15 protein-coding genes are annotated in these 18,471 nt (G+C 69.2%); 4 read left to right on the top strand and 11 right to left on the bottom strand.

From position 1 onward, the window contains the following. Positions 1-2 precede the first annotated feature (2 nt). Positions 3-1,298 carry an MFS transporter gene (locus tag ABZ780_RS09460; RefSeq protein WP_357485461.1) on the top strand — a complete coding sequence of 432 codons (1,296 nt, stop codon included), beginning with the start codon at positions 3-5 and terminating at the stop codon, positions 1,296-1,298. Between the two features lie 343 nt (positions 1,299-1,641). Here ABZ780_RS09460 and ABZ780_RS09455 read toward each other — a convergent pair whose 3' ends face one another. Genes ABZ780_RS09455 through ABZ780_RS09425 form a run of 7 tightly spaced genes read right to left on the bottom strand, consistent with a single transcriptional unit; the run spans position 1,642 to position 7,626 of the window. Further along, positions 1,642-2,571: an LnmK family bifunctional acyltransferase/decarboxylase gene (locus tag ABZ780_RS09455; protein ID WP_357485460.1), complete on the bottom strand. Its 930-nt coding sequence runs from the start codon at positions 2,569-2,571 to the stop codon at positions 1,642-1,644. Beyond that, positions 2,571-3,626, bottom strand: coding sequence for a histidinol-phosphate transaminase (locus ABZ780_RS09450; RefSeq protein ID WP_357485458.1), 1,056 nt, complete (start codon positions 3,624-3,626; stop codon positions 2,571-2,573). Before ABZ780_RS09450 ends, ABZ780_RS09455 begins: the two co-directional genes overlap by 1 nt. Next, complete coding sequence (locus ABZ780_RS09445) at positions 3,619-3,846, bottom strand: acyl carrier protein (RefSeq protein ID WP_357005317.1); 228 nt, start codon at positions 3,844-3,846, stop codon at positions 3,619-3,621. Before ABZ780_RS09445 ends, ABZ780_RS09450 begins: the two co-directional genes overlap by 8 nt. Beyond that, complete coding sequence (dmpG, locus tag ABZ780_RS09440; RefSeq protein WP_357485457.1) at positions 3,839-4,903, bottom strand: 4-hydroxy-2-oxovalerate aldolase; 1,065 nt, start codon at positions 4,901-4,903, stop codon at positions 3,839-3,841. The genes ABZ780_RS09445 and dmpG overlap by 8 nt, the downstream gene beginning before the upstream one ends. After that, on the bottom strand, positions 4,900-5,796 hold the full coding sequence (locus ABZ780_RS09435; RefSeq protein ID WP_357005320.1) for an acetaldehyde dehydrogenase (acetylating): 897 nt from the start codon (positions 5,794-5,796) through the stop codon (positions 4,900-4,902). Before ABZ780_RS09435 ends, dmpG begins: the two co-directional genes overlap by 4 nt. Before the next feature lie 31 nt (positions 5,797-5,827). Then, positions 5,828-6,643, bottom strand: a complete 816-nt coding sequence (locus ABZ780_RS09430; RefSeq protein ID WP_357485455.1) for a fumarylacetoacetate hydrolase family protein — start codon at positions 6,641-6,643, stop codon at positions 5,828-5,830. Further along, positions 6,640-7,626: a class I SAM-dependent methyltransferase gene (locus ABZ780_RS09425; protein ID WP_357485453.1), complete on the bottom strand. Its 987-nt coding sequence runs from the start codon at positions 7,624-7,626 to the stop codon at positions 6,640-6,642. The genes ABZ780_RS09430 and ABZ780_RS09425 overlap by 4 nt, the downstream gene beginning before the upstream one ends. A gap of 642 nt (positions 7,627-8,268) precedes the next feature. Between ABZ780_RS09425 and ABZ780_RS09420 the strand changes: the two genes are divergently transcribed. Together ABZ780_RS09420 and ABZ780_RS09415 are read left to right on the top strand one after the other, a co-directional pair. Continuing rightward, complete coding sequence (locus ABZ780_RS09420) at positions 8,269-8,871, top strand: LuxR C-terminal-related transcriptional regulator (RefSeq protein WP_357005329.1); 603 nt, start codon at positions 8,269-8,271, stop codon at positions 8,869-8,871. Between the two features lie 44 nt (positions 8,872-8,915). Then, on the top strand, positions 8,916-9,506 hold the full coding sequence (locus ABZ780_RS09415; protein WP_357485452.1) for a helix-turn-helix transcriptional regulator: 591 nt from the start codon (positions 8,916-8,918) through the stop codon (positions 9,504-9,506). Positions 9,507-9,585: 79 nt separating this feature from the next. Here the strand turns inward: ABZ780_RS09415 and ABZ780_RS09410 are convergent, their stop codons facing one another. The 3 genes from ABZ780_RS09410 to ABZ780_RS09400 all read right to left on the bottom strand — a co-directional run bounded on the left by ABZ780_RS09410 (position 9,586) and on the right by ABZ780_RS09400 (position 13,536). Beyond that, positions 9,586-10,368, bottom strand: coding sequence for a thioesterase domain-containing protein (locus ABZ780_RS09410; protein ID WP_357005335.1), 783 nt, complete (start codon positions 10,366-10,368; stop codon positions 9,586-9,588). 362 nt (positions 10,369-10,730) lie between these two features. Further along, entirely contained in the window at positions 10,731-11,684 is a 954-nt protein-coding gene (locus ABZ780_RS09405; RefSeq protein ID WP_357485868.1) for a TauD/TfdA family dioxygenase, read from the bottom strand. Positions 11,685-11,757: 73 nt separating this feature from the next. After that, positions 11,758-13,536: a condensation domain-containing protein gene (locus ABZ780_RS09400; RefSeq protein ID WP_357485451.1), complete on the bottom strand. Its 1,779-nt coding sequence runs from the start codon at positions 13,534-13,536 to the stop codon at positions 11,758-11,760. A 360-nt stretch (positions 13,537-13,896) separates the two neighbouring features. Here ABZ780_RS09400 and ABZ780_RS09395 point away from each other — a divergent pair, with 360 nt between their 5' ends. Beyond that, a complete protein-coding gene (locus ABZ780_RS09395; protein ID WP_357005342.1) occupies positions 13,897-15,354 on the top strand; it encodes an AMP-binding protein in 1,458 nt (485 codons plus the stop codon). A gap of 12 nt (positions 15,355-15,366) precedes the next feature. Here ABZ780_RS09395 and ABZ780_RS09390 read toward each other — a convergent pair whose 3' ends face one another. Next, positions 15,367-18,336 (bottom strand): BTAD domain-containing putative transcriptional regulator, encoded by a 2,970-nt coding sequence (locus ABZ780_RS09390; protein ID WP_357485449.1) that lies wholly within the window; start codon positions 18,334-18,336, stop codon positions 15,367-15,369. Positions 18,337-18,471 lie beyond the last annotated feature (135 nt).

The following is an 18,471-nucleotide window of genomic DNA, read 5'->3' as shown; positions in this document are numbered from 1 at the left end:
GGATGCGATCCGCGCAATCGCCCGGACGAGCCCCCGCCAGACGGGCACTCGCGGCGGTGTACGCCGCCGGCGGCGGCTCCGCTTTCGGGGTCCAGATGACGATGCTCGCGATGCCGTGGCTGGTCCTGGAGAGCACCAACTCGGCACCGCGGGCAGGTCTGGTCTTCGCCGTGTCGGTGTTGCCCATGGCTCTGCTCGGATTCGCGGGCGGCGAGGTGATTCAACGGTTCGGCGCACGCCAAACCATGGTGGTCGCCGACTTCGCGCAGGCCGCGGCCATCGCGGCGGTACCTGTGCTGGCCGCGATGGATCGGCTCAGCTTCCCTCTGCTCCTCACGATCGTCGCGGTGATCGGCGTGCTCGGGGTGCCCTATTTCGCCGCGCAACGCGACCTGACCACCGAGCTCGCCGGTCCGCACCCGAAGGCGCTGATGCGGGCGAACAGCGTGCTGGAAGGGGGCTTCAACGTCGCCGCGCTCGCCGGCCCGGCCGTGGCGGGCGTGTTGATCGCGACGCTCGGTGCGGAGAAGGTGCTGTGGTTCAACGCCGCGACCTACGCGTTGTCCGGTCTGCTGCTGTGGTGGTTCGTCCCGCGCACGTGGCGGACGCAACCGCCGCCGCCACAGCAGGAGCAGCCCGCCCACACGGGAATCCTGGCCGGTGTACGCGCGCTGCGCGGGGACGACTTCCTTCGACGGGTGATGGTCTCGACCGTCAGCTTCGGCTTCCTCATGCGGGTCCTGATGCTCGCGCTGCCGCTGCTGGCGTTCGACCGCTTCGGTGGCGATGCCAAGGTCGGTGGGCTGCTGCTCTCGGGCTTCGGCGCCGGCGCGATCGCCGGGGCGGCGGTCAGCTATCTGATCGGCAGCCGGTTGTCCCCGGCGTTGGTCTTCGGCCTGGCCGCCTTCCAACTCGTTCTTCCATGGTGGGTGCTGCTGTTCGACGTGCCGGTGCCGGTCCTGGTCGCCGCGCTCGCGGTGTCCGGTGCGGCGCTCCCGTTGTCCAACGCCCCGTTCTTCAGCATCCTGGCCACTCGGTTCGCGGCCGACATCCGCGTGAAGGTGATCCAGGCGGTCATGACCATCAGCAACATCGCCGGCCCGCTGGGCTTCCTCGCCGGCGGGATGGCGATCGGCCGCTTCGGCGTGACGACGACCCTGCTCGTCCTCGCGGCCCTGTCCACCCTCGCGGCGGTCAACCTCGTGGTGGCGCTGCGGCGCCTCAGTCCCGTGGAGCTGCGACGTCTCAGTCCCGTGGCGCCGACCAGCGCGCAGGACGCGACGGCAGCTGCTCGATAGCCCGCTCGGGCCCAGTGCCTATGGCGGACAGTGTGGCAACAGTGCCGGGTTGGTTCCTCGCGGAACCGTTCACCCACGATTCAAGGACGGTGTGACGTGGGTCGAGGTCTACCCGGACATCACAGTGGTGACGACGCGGGAGAAAGCCGCGGTCACGGTCCCGATAGCCGACCCCCCCCGGGGACTGCCCGGCCACTGCTGGGTAGCGACCACACGGTGAAGAACGTCATCGACGACATGATGGGCGCGGTTGCAGGTTCGCAACCGCGCCCATGCGGTGGCCTGCGGCAGGCCGGTCAGCGGGGCTGACCGGGACCGCAACCTGTCGCCGTCGACGCCGCCCTCATGCCGGCGTCGATGGCGTTTCCGTCTCGATCGCCGCGATGGCCAGCAGCCGACCGGTGGTGGAGTCGCGGAGTTGCAGGTCGGCGATCTCGGAGAGGGGGTCTGCGACGTTCTGCCATCTCCGCGCGGTGATGGTGAAGAGCGAGCCCAGGTCGGCATTGCCGAAGAAGCCCACCTTCTGATCGATCACCCGCCGCTGGAGGAATTGCCGCTCGCTGCGGCCGAGCCCGCGCCACAGACGCAACAGCGCCGTGTCGAAGATCGAGAAGTACGAGGCGAAGTAGACCAGCCCGGCGCCGTTGATGTCCCGTACGGCGTCCAGTGCGTACTCGAAGGTCTCGCCGTCCCCGGCGACGGTGAATCCCGCCGGCCCCGGAGTGCAGAAGCTGCCCGCATGACGGGCGCGGCCGACGAGCGTACGCGGTGAGAACTGATTGGGAAGTCGCGGCAGATCGGCGTAGTCGAAATCGTGGGGGACGGTCTCGGTGAGGACCCGGTTGCTGTCCGGATGGCCACGCGCGATCCACCGGTTGAGAGTCTCCGCGTACATGCACTCCGGGTTCGGCGTCTCGTAGACCTCCGCCGGATCGAGCAACGCGGTGCCGAGGCCGGAGCCGGCGGGCGCGAGCCGATGCAACGTGAGAACCGAGCCGCCGCCGAACTGGAAGACCCTCGACGTCACCTCGAGCTCGTCGCCGAAGGCCAGGCCGTGCGGATGAACGGCCTTCCCGCCACGCACCCGGTAGTAGTAGAACGACAGGTAGGTCGGTTGGCCCTCGGTGGTACGGGCGGCGTGCACGTTGGTGCGGCAGGCCGCGGCCACCGATTCCCACGTCCAGTCACCGATTCGCCCGAAGATCAGTGAGCCACCGCTGCACATTCCCGGCGCGACGATCACCTTCCGGGAAAGGGCTGTGTTCTCTGGCATCATCGCACCGCTCCAGTCGTGAGTAATTCCGGTGCGCTGCGGACGCGCCACTGGTGTACCGCCGCGAGGAACGCGTCGTTGTCCGAGGGCGAACCGATCGACACCCGGGCGCCGTCACCGTCGAAGACCCGCAGCTCGATGCCGGCCTGTGCACACCAACGGCCGAACGGGCCCGCGTTCTCGCCGAGCCCGAGCCACACGAAGTTGGCCTGGCTGACGGGAACCGCGAAGCCGTCGGCCAGCAGGGCCGCCCGCACGCGGGTACGCTCGGCGATCGTCTCTCGGACCCGCGTCAGGAGCACCTCCTCGAGGCCGAGGGCAGCGACTGCCGCGTGCTGGGCCGGCCCGCTCACCGCATAGGGCAGCGACATCTCGCGCAGCGACGCCACGATGCGCGGGGCGCCGATGAGATAGCCGACCCGAAGTCCTGCCAGGCCGTACGCCTTCGAGAACGTGCGCAGGACCACCAGGTTCGGATACGTGTCGCACAGCGCGAGGCCGCCGGTCCCGACCGGCGCGTCGACGTACTCGAAATACGCCTCGTCGAGGGCCACCAGGCAGGTCGGCGGGACGCGGTCGAGGAACGCGCGCAGATGGTCGAGGCCGACCAGCGTGCCCGTCGGGTTGTTGGGATTGCAGACGACGACCAGCCGGGTGGTGGCGGTGATGCGATCGGCCATGGCGGTGAGGTCGTGCGCGTCGTCGGCCAGCGGCACCCGCTCCGAGTGGATCCCCAGATGGCCGGCGAGGATCGGGTAGTACTCGAAGGATCGCCAGGCGTAGACGGCCGTCGCACCCGGCCCGGCGAGCTGGAACAGCGCCTGGAGCAACGCACAGGACCCAGCGCCCACCGCCACCCGATCCGGCGTGACACCGTGCCGGTGAGCGAGCGCCAGGGTCAGGTCGGCACACGCCGGGTCGGGATAGCGGTTGACGTCCCGGCCGCTCGCCGCGACCGCGGCGACGATGTCCGGCAACGGGCTGTGCGATGACTCGTTGCGCGACAGGACCCGCGTGACGGCATGGGGCGCGGTCGGTCCCGCGGCCTCACGCACGACAGCGCTCCGCGACCAGATCGGCGATGTCGCCGACCGTCGCGAGTTCCAGCAGTTCGTAGTCGGAGACCTCGATGTCCAGCCGCTTGCGGAGCAAGGCCGACAGCTCGACCACGGCGAGGGAGTCGAGGCCCACCTCGGCGCGATCGGCCGTGGCAACGACGTCCTCGGCCCGCATCTGCAGATCCTCGACCAGGATGGTCTTGAGTTGGTCAAACATGGCTTGCCATCCGTTCACCCCGGCCCGTGGACCCGGCATGCAACGCGAGCGCCACGTCCTCGATGAGGTCCTCCTGTCCGGCCACCGCTTGCAGGCGGCCGAGTTCGAAGAAGACGTCGCGCGGATCGACGCCCTCGCGGGCGGCGACGTCCAGCACCCGGTTCTTGAACCCGGAGAACACCCCGGCGAGACCGCTCACCACGCCGATCGAATCGATGGTGGGCGGCGCGGGCATCAGCTCCCGTTCGGCGATGTCCGCCGCGTCCAACAGCCGATAGAGGTCGATGCCGGTGTCGTAGCCCAGCCGTTCGAGCACGGGTACGAGAACTTCCAGCTGCGTGTTGCCGGCTCCCGCGCCGAACCCCCGCGCGCAAGCATCCAGGATGGTGGCGCCTGCCTCGGCGGCGGCGATCGAGTTCGCCACCGCCATACCGAGATTGTTGTGTCCGTGGAACATCACCGGCACGCCGACGGCGGACCGGATCGCCGTGATACGCGTGGTCACATCCGTCGGCAGGTAGTGGCCGGAGGAATCGAGGATGCCCACGCCGGTCGCGCCGAACCCGACGAGCCGCGCACACTCCTCGGCCAGGCGCTCGGGATTCGCCATGTGGCTCATCAGCAGCACGCCGTGTGCGTCGACGCCCGCGTCGCGCAGGAGCCCGAGGTGCCGTTCGGCCAGGTTGCCCTCGGTGCAGTGGGTGCCGATACGGACGAGGTCGACGTCGTACGAGATGGCCTGCCGGATGTTCTCGGTCGTGCCCCAGCCCGGCAGCATGAACACACCGAGCTTGCTGGTCGTCAACGCATCCCGGACCGCCGACAGCATCGCCTCGTCGCTGAGGAGGGCTCGGCCGGCCTGCAGGGACGAGGCGCCGAGGCCGTTGCCGTGCCCCACCTCGACGACGGGTATCCCGGCGGCGTCCGCGGCCCTGGCGTACGCGCGAAGTTGCTCCCGCCCGAGCTGGTGGCGGACGGCGTGGTGTCCGTCGCGCAACGTCGGGTCATGGATCAGGATCGGTCGTCTCGGCGAACTCTCCGCCGCTTGCTGGCTCATGACACCACCTCCATGACCTCGATCGATCGGCGTTCCACCGCACAACGCTCAGCGACCCGTATCGCTGCGGAGTTGATGATGTCGAGGTTGCCCGCGTAGGCGGGTATCTGGTCGCCCGCGGAGGTCACCTCCACGGCGATGAACGCCTTGCTGTCGTTCACGATGCAGCTCGTCACGGTGTAGCCGGTGGCGAAGGCACGGACGTCGGCGGCGGCGGCCGCCACGAGTGGGCGCACCGAATCGTGTGTCAGCCCCTCGCCGACCAAGGACATGGCCACCCTGAAGGTCGCCGGAGGACGAGCCGGGCTGATGTTGAGGATGGCCTTCACGTCCCCGACGCCGGTGAACTCGCGGAGCGCGTCCTGAGTGGTCTCCACGTACTCATCGAGGTTCAGCCTGGTCCCACGGCCGACGCTGAGCGTCGCAGCGGTCGCGACCACCTCCACGTAATCGATGCGGTGGGCTAGTGCGATCGCCCGGACGATCGGCACCGACGCCTGCCCGCCGCAGCTCACCATGTTGAGGTCGCGGTGGGCGGCGACGTCCGCGCCGTTTACGGTGGGGACGACCATGCGCCCGATCCGGCTGGGCGTCAGGTCGACCAGCAGCGTGCCGAGCGGCGCCAGCGCCTCGGCGTGTTCGGCGTGCGAGCCGGCGTTGGTGGCGTCGAAGACCACGTCGAGCGGTTCGTCGAGGTCGGCCAGTGAACGTATGCCCCGGCTCGCGACCGGCAGCCCCAGCCGAGCGGCCTGCTTGAGGCCCGGGCTTTCGGCCGCCCGGCCGGCGACGAGGTGCAGGTCCAGTGCGGTGGACCGCTCGACTTTCATCGCCAGGTCGACGCCGATGAGCCCGGCGCCGAGCACCCCAACTGACAGCCGTCGTTCTGAGTTCATCGAGGGGATCGCCTTCCTGCCGGGGTCGTGACTACGCATTCGCTACGTGCAGAGTGACCGTGCCCAGATGATCGAATTCGGCGGTGTAGGTGTCACCGGGGCTCAACGGGACCGCGGCGTGCAGGGCGCCGGTCATGATCAGCTGCCCGGCCTCCAGCGTGACGCCGCTCTCGCCCAGCAGGTTCGCCAGCAACGCCACCACCGCCACCGGGTCACCCAGAGCGTCGGCGCCCCGGCCGGACGCGACCAGCTCCCCGTTGCGGCGGAAGGCCATTCGCACGAGCCGGTAGTCCAGCTCCGCGCGGGCCGGGATCGGGCGTCCCAGCACGGCTGCGCCGTTCGAGGCGAGGTCGGCGATCGTGTCGCCCAGCCGGATACGCCAATCCGTGATCCGGGAGTCGACGATCTCGAGACCGGCGGCGACCTCTCCGATCGCCGCGTGGGCCTGCTCCACAGTGACGCCGGGACCGGTCAACGGGCTCGCCAGACGAAAGACGATCTCGGCTTCCACCTTCGGCGAGATGAACTCGCCACGAGCGAAGCGCGTACCGTCCGTGCGGACGGTCGAGGCGAACACCGGGCCGTAGTCCGGGGCGTGGACCCCGAACATCTCCTGCATCGAGGCGGAGGTGAGCCCTGCCTTGTAGCCGATCACACGCTCGCCGTCGGAGATCAGCAATTCGGTCAGCCTGCGCTGGACGGCGTATCCGCCCGCCGCGTCGAGCGTGGGGCAGGCGTCGGTGAGCGGAGCGATCGGCACGTTTTGCCTCCGCGCCTCGTACAGGGCCATGGCCATGCGCTCGGCGTCGTGCTCCGCCAGGGCCGGTGATCCGCCGTTCCGGCTCATCGCGTGGCCACGAAGAGGCGGCTGCCGGGCATCCGCAGCGGAGTGCTGGTCACGTCGGAGAAACCGGCCTGCCGGAAGAGGTCGCACCACTGGTCCTCGGCCGGCAGCCGTACACCCATCGAGCTCTCATGGAGGTAACTGAACAGGGCGCTGAAGGCGCGCTCGCCCGGAGTGTCCACGTACGGCACCGCATCGGTGACCACCAGGCAGCCGCCGTCGGCGAGGTGCTCGCGGCACGCCCGCAGGACCCCCGCGAAGACCTCGGGAGTCTGAGCGACGTCGTGCATGACGAAGCCGGCGTGGACGATGTCCGCGCCGTCGAGTGGACCGGGGTCGTCGACGAGCGTCTCGACGGACCGGTTGACCACCGTGAGCCGGTCGCCCACGTGGGCGCGGCGACCGGCGCGTTCGGCCTCCTCGCACGCCCCCGAGCTGAGGTCCAGGGCCACGCCGGTGCTGGTGGGCAGTTCGGTCAGGAGCCGGATCAGAAGCGCGCCCGCGCCGGCGCCGAGATCGACGATGCGCCGGGGCTTGCGGTTGATGATCTCGGACAACACGCCGGGATAGAAGCCGTGCGAGCCGATCCAGCGGGACGAGACCGCCACGCGTCGGCCGTCGCGCTGGTGTTGCCGGCCGGCCGCTTCCGGTTCGCGCAGGAACCGCTCGGCGTGATCGATGTACGGACGGTTCGCGTTGAGCGACCAGGAGAGGTAACCCGCCTCGTACCGCCGGTCCGCGAGCTCCGCACAGGGCGCGAACGGCCCGGTCTCGGCGTCGCGATCGAGCAGCCCGGCGGCGACCATGGCGCCCAGGAAGAGCAGGGTGCGAGCTTCGGGAACGCCGGCGGCGGTCGTTGCCTCGGCCAGCGTGAACGGCGTCCCACGATCGAGAAGCGGCGAAAGCCCCAGATTCTCGGCGATCTCCAGGAGAGTGGCATTCGCAGCAAGATCCGCGGCGATTTCACTGACGTCAGAACTGATCACTTATTCACCCACGTCCCGCCGATTCGGCGATTGTTCGGTATCGACCCTTGCTTTTCCGGTTCGCGTCCGTCCATGCAGGAGGCCGGCGATCCCGCGTCGGTCCGACACCTTCGAACTCTCCAGGGATCCGGCGTACGCCAACAAGGTCGTCGACATCGTCGGCCTCACCTGGACCTGCCTGACGGGATGGTCGCGCTCTGCGTCGACGCCCGCTCCTTCCGCAACGGCGGCAATCCGCGTTTTCGGCACGGATCTACAACGGTTGTCAATGTGCCACGGAGGCACGACCGACCGCAGAGAAGCATCGGCAGACATACGGGAAGAGGTCGACTGTCGTTGCTTCTTGTCGCCTGCCGCTCGTCGATCGTGTCGCGGGACGTGAGTCGCACGGCGGCCGGGCCAGCTATCGGGCGGTGGGCGCGGACTGCCGCCACCGGGTCGACCGCCGTCTGAGCCGGCCCGTTCGGCGTACCAGGGCAGGACGACCGGCGCTGCGCGACGATAGCGAGTCGATGCCCCGCTATCGTCCTGCGCCAGCGGCTGACAGCGAGCCGAGAGCGACCGGTTAGCTCGTCGCGGAACCATACGCCCAGGACATTCCGACGCCACGCCCCGCCACGGCGCGGCGACGAAGGAGGCGTGATGGGCGAACCGATGTGGGTCAACGTCGTGGCGACCGACCCCGTGCTGGAGGCGGGCGTGACGAGCGCGATGCTCGGGTGCCCGGACATCACCGTGGTGACGACGCGGGAGAGGGCCGCGGTCACGGTCCTGGTGGTCGACCATATGGGCCAGGACACGCTGGATTCGGTGCGGGCCGTCCGTGCCGGGGCGCACCGGCCCGAGGTGGTGCTCGTGGTGCCCGAGGTGGAGCCGGCCGACGCGCTGTGGGCCATCGCGGCTGGTGCGCGCGGCCTGCTCCGGCGCCGGGAGGCGACCGCGGACCGGCTCACCCGCGCCGTGCTGGCCGCCGGTGCGGGGGACTGCACGGTCTCGCCGGACATGCTCGACCGGTTGCTCGCCGCGCCGGCCGTTCCCGCCGGCGCCCTCGCGTCCAACATCAGCGACCGCGAGCGCGCGGTGCTGCGGCTGCTCGCCGACGGCCGGGAGACCGGCGAGATCGCGCAGGAGTTGTGCTACTCGACGCGCACCGTGACGAGTGTCGTGCACGACATCACGCGGCGGTTCCGGCTGCGCAACCGGGCCCACGCGGTGGCCTTCGCCCTGCGGGCCGGGATGTTGTGAACGGCGAACAAGAGAAGAGCAGGACGGCGCCGACCGCACATGTGGTGGCCCCGGACGCAACCATTCGGGCCGAGGTGCTGGCCGTGCTGCGGCAGGCCGGCGTCACGTCGGTGCCCGAGCCGTACGGATCACCGGACACCGTCATCGTCACGGCGGTCGCTACGGTGAGTGAGGCGCTGGTGGCGTGCCCGCCGCAGCCGCGGTCCGCGCCGCAGGGGACGCTGGTGATCGCGCACCGCTTCTCGACGGCGGACGTGGTCCGCGTACTGCGTTCGGGGACTCTGGTGATGCTCCGGTTCGCCGACGCCACACCGAGCCGTCTGGCCGCCGCGTTGCAGGCGGCCCGGGACGGGGAGGTCCGGTTGCCGCACGAGGTGCTGGTCGGGGTGCTCGGTGGCGTCGGTACGCCGCACCCGGCCGGAACGGCCCGGGCGGCTGGCCGGTCACCGCTGACGCCCCGGCAGACGAGGGTGCTCGCGTTGATGGCCGAGGGTCAGGACAACGCGATGATCGCCCGGTCACTGCTGTGTTCCAACCACACGGTGAAGAACGTCATCTACGACATGATGGCGCGGTTGCAGGTTCGCAACCGCGCCCACGCCGTGGCCTGCGGGGTAGAGGCCGGGTTGATCTGAGTCTGTCGTCCGCGGCTTCACACTGGAGTGAAGCCGCAGGCCACGGCGTGGGCCGGAGTGAGTCGATCGGGTGCCGCTGTCACCACTCGGCTGGCCGGCGGATGTCACCGGCCGGCGCTCGGTCGGCGATGACCCGCAACAGGTCGGCCGGCTCGGTCGCATAGCTCAACCCGGATCCGGGCAACTGCACCAGGTCGGTGTCCCCGTACGTCGACCAGCCGGCCAGTGCTTCCGGTTCGATGCCCTGGCCCAGCCACCGAATCGCGGTCAGCGGGCAGCGCAGCGGCACCGGGCGGGGCATCCGATAGCCCCGCAACGCAGCCAGTTCGGCCCGGAGCGCATGCACGCCGGTCGCGACGATCGATGGCAGCGGGTTGCCGCCCATGGCCACTGCGGTCGCCAGCACGCGCTCGGTCAGTTCGTCGTCGGTCGGTTCGGTGTGCGCCTCGCCGGCATATCGGCTGAGATACTGGGGTGCGGGACAGCCCGACACGAACAGGCGCAGCGGTGCCGGCGCGCCCCGCCGGTCCAACTCGACCGCGACCTGGTAGCCGAGCAGCGCGGCGCTCTCGTGGCCGAACAACGCGAACTGCTCGACCCCTCGGCGCATGAGGTCGGCCACGAGCTCCGCGGCCCGCTCCGGCAGCCCTGATGACGCCGGCGGGGCTGAGGCCGCAGAGCTCGTCCCCGGTGCTTCGCCGCCCAGGCCGCCAGCGGCCGGCGTGCGGACAACGCACCACGGGCCGACGGTGTCGGGCCACCGATCGAACTGGAAGTCGCCGTTACCGGCGCTGGGTATGCAGATCAGCGCCGCCGTGCCGGCATGCGGCGTATCGGTCCGGTGGTCCAACCATGAGGCCATGAGGAAGGTCGCCTTCGTTGACGGAGAGTAGGCAATTCTTGCTCAGTCGTCGTTCCGGGCGCCTCCATATCGCTATCGCCGATCGGGCAGGTCCCGGCCGGCGAGAAAAGCGTCGTGATGGGGAGTCGAAAACGGCCGGCCATAGCTTCGAATCTGTCGGCGGCAGCCGGCACGAGAGCCGAAGCAGACAAGGGGTACTGAGTTGCGAATCTCAATGGTTTCCGGTCCGCGCCTGATCGCCACGCCGCCCACATCGGTGGTCGCCGTTATCGGCGACACTCCGTGGGGCTGATCAGTCTCACCCGGAGAGGTTCACGGAGGGCCGCCACAGAGGTGGCCCTCCGTCGTTGTGCCACCTGTCGTTACGAAACCGTCGATGGTTCGGCCATCGCTACGGCGATTCTGCGTGATCCGGTGAACGGTTCACGGCCGTGGGCGGAGAGCATATTGTCGACGATCAGTACGTCGTCACGTTGCCAGTCGAATCGGCGCTGGGCGGTGCGGTAACAGTCGCGCAGGTGCGCCACGATCTCGTCGGGGATCGGTCCGCCATCTCCGTAGTACGTGTTGGTGGGCAGGTCCGCCTCGTCGAACATCTCCCGCAACCCCTCGCAGTCCTCCTCGGGCAGCGTGGTCACGTGGAAGAACGTGAGGTGGTTGAACCAGACGGTCTCGCCGGTCACAGGGTGCTGATGCACCGCCCGTCGGCGGGCCGTCGTACGCAGGCCGGTGCGCCCGATCCACTGAACCTCCACACCGTTACGCGCACAGTAGCGCTCGACCTCGGCCCGGTCGGTGGTGTTGAACGCCTGTTGCCACGGCACGCCGAAGCCCTCGGTGAAGTTGCGTACCACGGTCCAGCCGCGCCGGGTGAATTCCTCCAGCACGGCCGGGTCGATCGACCGTAGGATCCGGCGGGTGTCGGCGAGCGGAGTGGCGCCCAGTGTGTCGGGCGGGGTGATGCAGTAGAAGAACAACGTCAACGGCCAGGCCGCCTGGTACGAGTTCTCGTTGTGCAGGAAGATCTCCTCGGTCGGCGGGTAGTCCGTCGACGTATAGACCTGGCCCTCAATGGTGCTGCGCGGTGACGATCGTTCGGCGTAGGACAGGGGTTCGCCGGACACCGCCCGGACGACTCGTTCGAAGCCGCTGACGTTGCCGATGTCGAAGCCGCGCAGCAGGACCGCGCCGTGGGTGCGCAGCTGCCGCCGGACCGAGTCCCGGACCCCTGCGAGATGACTCGCGGCCGGTACGCCGTCGGTGGGCGCGGTCAGCACACCGGGCAGTGCCGACTCATCGGCTGATACCGCGGGCATGAGGCGCGCGGGCGTGATCTTGCTCGTGGTCACCGGTCGGCTCCCTTCGTTGAACCTGGCGGTCGGGTGGGGATCAGCAGAGCCCCGTGTCGGCGGTTCTGACGGTCCGGCCGGATCCCTGGCAGCACACGTCGATCCATGCGGCCGGGTCATCGGGGTCATCCGGGACGCGTTCGCAGATGACGTAGCTCTGTGGTGCCATTGCCGTCGGATACGCCTTCAGCGCTGCCATGCACGCGGCGTGGGCCTGTTCGGGCGTGCGTACGGTCTCGGTCCGCGCCAGATGAGCGACCAACGGCACGCCGTTCACGGCTGCGAAAACCTTGGCACCGGTGGACGCCAGCTCATCGTCGAGCAGCCGTTGCACTTCGGCCACCTCGACCCAGCAGCCGTCCACGAGCAGCCAGCCGGGGCCCCGCTGTACCGGGCTGAGCGGGATCGAGCCGCGGATCCCTCGGGCGTCGAGGTCACCGGACCCGGCCGCGATCAACAGGTTCTCGACCGCTACGAGCAGCGATTCGACCTCGTCGGCGGAGATGCGGCCGGTGTCGCTGCTCCAACAGCCGAGACGCAACTGTCCGTCGGTCTCGTAGAGATCGAACCGGATCAGCGTGGTCCCGACGGGCATCGGCTGCCGCTGGAGCTGCGTCGCGCGCCGCGTGACGTCCAGTTCACCCGGCGTGGGTACCGATGCCACGGCCCTGCCGGTCGCCGGACCGGACTCGATGACAAGGTTGTTGAACAACGGTTCGCAGTCGAATACGACGCCGCGTTCGTGTTCGACCCGGCGTGCGATGGCACTCTGCCGGTCCACGTCGTACCGTCCGTGCCGGCTCGCGTCGACCGCCGCGGCCCACGCCTGCCGGACCAGGCGGTCGAAGGTGGTGTCACTGATCGTGAGCGTGATCAACGCGAGCTGCGCGAGGCTGCCGACGTGCTGCCGAAGGTGTGGCTCGAAGCGATTGGCGGACAGGGTGGGGAGCACGAGCTCCCGGGTGCCGGTCCGGTGCGAGAGCACCGCGCCGATCGCAGCCAGCACGACGCTGGCGCGACTCGTCCTGGTGCGCGCTGTCACCGCTCGCAACGCCATCCCGGCCGCGGTGGAGGTCATCTCGACGGCTACCGACCCGTTGCCGGCTGCGACCCGCGGAACGGGGTACAGGCACTGCGGCATGCGGGAGAACCGATCTTTCCAGTAGCTCAGAACTGATTCCTCGCGCCGCAGGGCCGCGGGTGTGCGTTCCAGGGCGACCAGGTCCAACGGCTGGATCGGTGGTCCACCGGCCGGTCGTGCGGTGCGATCACGGATCAGGTCCGCGAACTCCCGCTTGATGATCTCCATTGCCTGGTAGTCGACAGCGAGATGCGAGCAGCCGATCACCGCGGCCTGCACCACCCAGGCGGAGCTGGTGGACGCGTCACTCGGCCGCACCGCGAGGGCGGCCCGGACCGGCAGTTCGCCGATGCGGTACGCGCCCGCAGCGCGCAACCGCCGGGTGAGGTCCCGGGACAGGCCGGCCCGGTCGACGAGTTGTGGGTCAGCGGCCTCGATTGCGTAGACCTCCACGACGAGGTCGCCGGTGGCGTGCACGAACTGCTGCGGTTCGACGCCGTCGACGTACGTCGTACGCAGTCCTTCGTGCCGTTCGATAAGGACTGCGAGTGCCTCGGCGACGTCGTCGACCACGGCTGCGGCCGGAACGTCGAGTTCCCCCGCGACGGCCGCGAAGAACTGCTCCGACTCACCGCGCAGCCACTGCAGAACGTTGTATTGGCCGATATTGAGCGGCCCCTCGGCCGATCGCGTTCCGCTGAACCGCACGGTCACCGATGGCCGGGGGACCAGGCTCACCGATCGCTCCCGGCGGCGGGGACCGCGGGTACGGGTTGCCTGATGGGTCGGCGTCGCCCGAGTGCTCGGCGCGGCACTGTCGACATGCCCTGGTGAAACCATGTGCGCCAGGCTATTGAGCGGTCCGCGCCGCGCAGTAGAGAAGGACCGGCAGCGACTCGCGGATCGGATCCAGTGCGTTGTTCTGCCGGTTGTTCTCTGCGTGCGCCGGGCCGCGCGAGCCACCATCGACCTGCGTCCATCATGTGTGCGCCGGCTCGGTCTGCCGCGTGGGCTTGTGTTTCGTCCACTCGGCCGGCCCGTCCGGCATGTCGCCGACCGCCGGGTGGATGACGACGCACTCGATCGTGGGAGGCCCGAATGAGCGTATCGATCCGTCAGCGGATCACCGATATCGCGGAGATGTCTACCGATCAGCCCGCGGTCGTCGGCTTCGACGGGAACTCCGTCGAGCAGGTACTGACGTGGCGGGAGTTGGCCGAGCGGAGCGGCCGGCGGGCGGACGCACTGGTGGATGCCGCCGCCCGGCGTACCGGTCCGGGCGTGGTCGCGATCGAGGCGAACAACACGATCCAGACGGTGGTCGACATCGTGGCCGTCCTCTCCGCGGAGCTGCCACTGCTGCCGCTGAACCCGGCCTCGCCCGTACCCGAGCGGGAGAAGCTCCTCAACTTCATCGGTCAGACGTACGGACGGGCCCAGCTCATCGACGCCGACGCCGACGCCGACGCCGACGCGGGCCGGCCGGCGCGGTCGCCCGCGTCGGTGGCCAGCCGGATCGCCTACCTGCTGCCGACCGGCGGCAGCTCTGGCCGGCCGAAGATCGCGATTCGCCCCGGACCGCTCGACTACGATCGGCACCAGGTGCCGTTGCCGTTGCGCCGTCGCGCCGGTTGGCGATCCGGCCAGCGGCAACTGATTCTGGGTCCGTTGCACCATGCGGCCCCGTTCACCACGCTGCTGGACGGACTCCTCGACGGCAATACCACCATTTTGCCGCCGTACTTTCTGCCGGCTTGGACGGTGGAACTGGTCGAGCGCCACGCGGTGGAATGGATCCAGCTCACCCCGGCGCACATGCGCACCATCCTGTTGCTTCTCCAGCCTGACCCGGCGTCCTTCGCCAGCGTGCGCACGGTGATGCACACGGCGGCGTCGTGCGACTCGTTCACCAAGAAGCGGTGGATCGAGCTGGTCGGGCCACAACATCTGTACGAGGTTTACAGCTCGACCGAGAACATCGGCGGCACCCTGGTGCGTGGGGACGAATGGCAACAGCGGCCCGGAACGGTGGGTCGTGGGTTCTTCACCAAGATCAGCATCAGGGACGACGCCGGGAACCGGCTCGGCCCGGGACAGACCGGCAAGGTGTTCATGCGCGCCGGTCGGGTCTCCAGGGGAGACGCGTACCTCGGCAGCCAGGTGCTGGAAACGACGGCCGACGGTTTCGCCAGCGTCGGCGACTTCGGATGGCTCGACGAGGACGGCTATCTGTTCCTCGCCCCCCGGCGGCACGACGTGATCAATGTGGGCGGCGAGAAGGTTTACCCCAACGAGGTCGAGGCTCAGTTGCTGGAACACCCCGCAGTGCTCGACGCGGTGGTGGTGGCAACCGAGGATCAGGTGCTCGGGTCGACTGTCGGCGCCTACGTCGTCTGCAAGCCGGGAGCCTCGGTCAGTAGCGCCGAGCTCATGGCGCACTGCCGGGCCGGTCTGGTCAACTACAAGGTGCCGACGCGGGTGACGTTCGTCGATCAGGTGCCGCGCTCGGCCGCCGGGAAGCTCGAACGTTGGCGGCTGGCCGGCCAGCGGGGCTGATGGCGGCCCGCTTCACCTCTCTCCGGTCGGCTCGTTTCTACTCCGCGCCGGTAGCCGGCCGGCGGCCCGGCGCAACGCGCCCAGCTCTTCGATGGAACGCGAGTGCCACGGGTTGTTCTCCTGCATTGCGAATGCGTTAGCGGCCTGCACGAAGAAATGTTCCGCGGTATCGAACTCGCCCCGGCCCATGTATACCCGCCCGAGCCCAAACAGGGCGTGTGCGTGCACATTCCGCTCGTGCGTCATTCGGCAGATCTCGACCGCCTCGCTGAAATGAATCTCGGCCGCGGTGAATTCGTTCTGCTCCAACATGGCCCCGCCGAGGCCGTTGAGGGCATAGGACTGGCCGACGCGATCGTCCTGCTCCCGAGCCAGATCCAGTGCCGATTGGAAGACGGCTCTCGCGGCCAGCGACTGCCCTGCGTCGGCGAACACCTCACCGAGCCGGTACAAGGCCTGTGCCTGAAGGCGCCGGTTACCGAGTTGTTCACCCAGTGCGAGCGACTCCTTCGCCAGCATTTCGGCCCGTTCCGGGGAACCGAGATCCAGATGGCTACGAGCGAGTCCACTGAGTACATGGGCCTGTGCGCCCAGGTCGCCTACTGTCCGGAACTTCTCCAGGGCCTGCTCGTAACGCAGCACCGCCACGGCGGGCCGGCCCTGGATTCGGTCCAGGTGAGCAAGGTTGCGCAGCGTCAATGCCGACCCGGCCTGATCGTCGGCCGCCTCGAAGAGGCTCATGGCGTGCAGCAGGTTGTCGCCGTCGTCCTCGGCGTGTTGGGCGACGCCCAGCGAGCCGAGCGACGCCAACACGGCAGCGTCTCCCCGGCGATTGCCGGCCCTGCTGGTGGCCTCCAGCGCGATGTTGTGCGCCGTACGCCACTCGGCGAACAGGCCGCGTCTCTCATACATGGTGACCGAAACGACGGCCAACTCCCAGCACAGCTCGTCCAGCTCCAGCTCCGCCGCCTGGCGGATCGCCACCTCCAGCGTGATGCGCTCCTCGTCAAACCAGGCCGTCGGATCGCCGAGGAAGCGGTCGAACTCGGCACGTGCGCCGGCCCATCGGGGCGCCGTGCCGTGCAGAACCGCGAAGCGTCCGCCGTAGATCCGTTGATGAGCCTCCTCGGCGAAGGCGAGCAGAGCGCCGAGCGACCGCGTGACCGCCTCTGTGCACTTCCCCTTGTCGTCCTGCTTCAGCCGCTGCTCGCTCGCAAACACCCGCACCAACTCGTGGAATCGGTAGCGGGGTTGCCTGGTGAGCGCGGAGAAGTGGGCCTCCAGCAGCCGGACGTCCGCGAGCTCGTCGAGGAGTGCCGTCGCCCGCTTCGTGTCGCAGTCCAGCAGAGCCGCCGCGGTCCAGGCGCTGAACTCGTGTATCTCCAGTGCGCTGAGGAGCCAGAACAGGGTCTGTGCCGGTTCGGTGAGTGACTCGTACACGTCAGCGAGCAGCGAGCGGACCGCGACGTCGCCGTGGGACAGTTCGTCCAGCCGAGACCGCTCGTCGCGCAGTCGGTCCAGCAGAGTGCCAACCGCCCAGTGCGGGTGCGCAGCCAGTCGGACCGCGGCGATCCGCACGGCCAGGGGCAGTCCGCCGCACATTCGGGTCAGCTCCGCCGCGGCGTCGGGCGCCGCGGCGACCCGCTGCTCCCCGCAGATTCGGCCGAGCAGGGTCAGGCTCTCGTCGGCCGACATCATGTCGACATCGACGGCCCGTGCGCCCGGGATGCCGGCGAGCCTGCGGCGGCTGGTGATCAGCACCGCCGGACCCGGCACGCCGGGGAGCAGGTCGGCGATCTGGTCCTCGTTGCCGACATCGTCCAGCACGATCAGCAGCCGTCGCGTCGCCATCTGGCTGCGTAGTAGGTTGATCCGCTGCCCGGCCGCGACCGGGATCGCCGCCGGGGCAACGCCGAGTCCGTGCAGGAGGTCGCTGAGCACCGCGTCGGTCGAGCGTGGCTGCGCGGTGCTCCCGTACAGGCAGGCGTAGAGGCTGCCGTTGACGAACTTGGTCCGTAACAGGTGCGCGACGTGCAGGGCCAGCGAGGTCTTGCCGCAGCCCGGTGCGCCGGTGATGACCGCGATCGGTACCTGTTTGGTGTCCTCGCTGGTCAGGGTGGCGGTCAGGGTGTCGATCAGCGCGGCATGGCCGACGAAGTCCGGCAGATCGGCGGGCAACTCCTGCGGACGGTGCACGCTTGTGGCGGTCCCGGTACGTCTGTCGTCCACGTCGCCGCTGATGCTGCTGTCCTGGCTGAGAATCGCGCGTTCCAGTTTGCGCAGGTACTGGCTCGGCTCGATGCCCAGTTCGCCCACGAGGTTGGTGCGGGCCGTACGGTACGTCGCCAGCGCTTCAGCCTGCCGTCCGGACCGGTAGAGAGCGAGCATCCGGAACCCCCACAGGCGTTCCCGCAGGGGGTACTCCGTGGTCAACGCGACCAGCTCCTCGACAAGCTCCCGATGACCGCCCAGGCCCAAGCGGATCTCGGCGCGGTCCTCCAGCGCCATGATCCGCCGCTCCTCCAGACGGTGGGAGACGACTTCCGCGGCCCGGCCGGGCACTCCGCCCAACGCCGGGCCGGACCAGATGTCGATGGCGCGGTCCAGGTGTGTCAGCGCCTCGTCCAGCCGCCCTTTGGCCGCGGCGGACCGGCCCTGGGCGAGGGCGTCGTCGAACATGAGGTAGTCGAGCTGCTGGCGGGCCACCCGGATGGCGTACCCGAGTGGGTTGGTGTCGATGACCTCCGGACTGCCGAGAGCCCGGCGCAGCGCGGAGATGCAGATCTGGATCTGACCACGCGCGCTGGGCGGCGGGGAATCGTCCCAAACGGCGCCGATCAGCTTCTCGACGGTCACGACATGGTTGGCGGCCATCAGCAAATTGGCCAGCACTATACGTTGTCGCGGGGAGGTTATCGGCACGGGGGAACCATCGACCACGGCTTCCAATGTTCCAAGAACCCGGAACTCGACTCGCACCATGCCGGCAGCATACGGTACCACGGAACGACTAACGTCAATCCAATTTGCCTCGGTCGCCGTTCGGGTGGCAAGCGGGCGGACTCGAGCGGGACGCCGAGCTGCGATACTGCGGAGTAACCTCAATTCGGCAGGGGG

The organism is Micromonospora sp. NPDC047467, assembly GCF_040643095.1.
GTDB lineage: Bacteria > Actinomycetota > Actinomycetes > Mycobacteriales > Micromonosporaceae > Micromonospora.
This window is presented reverse-complemented; position numbering and strand designations above follow the sequence as displayed.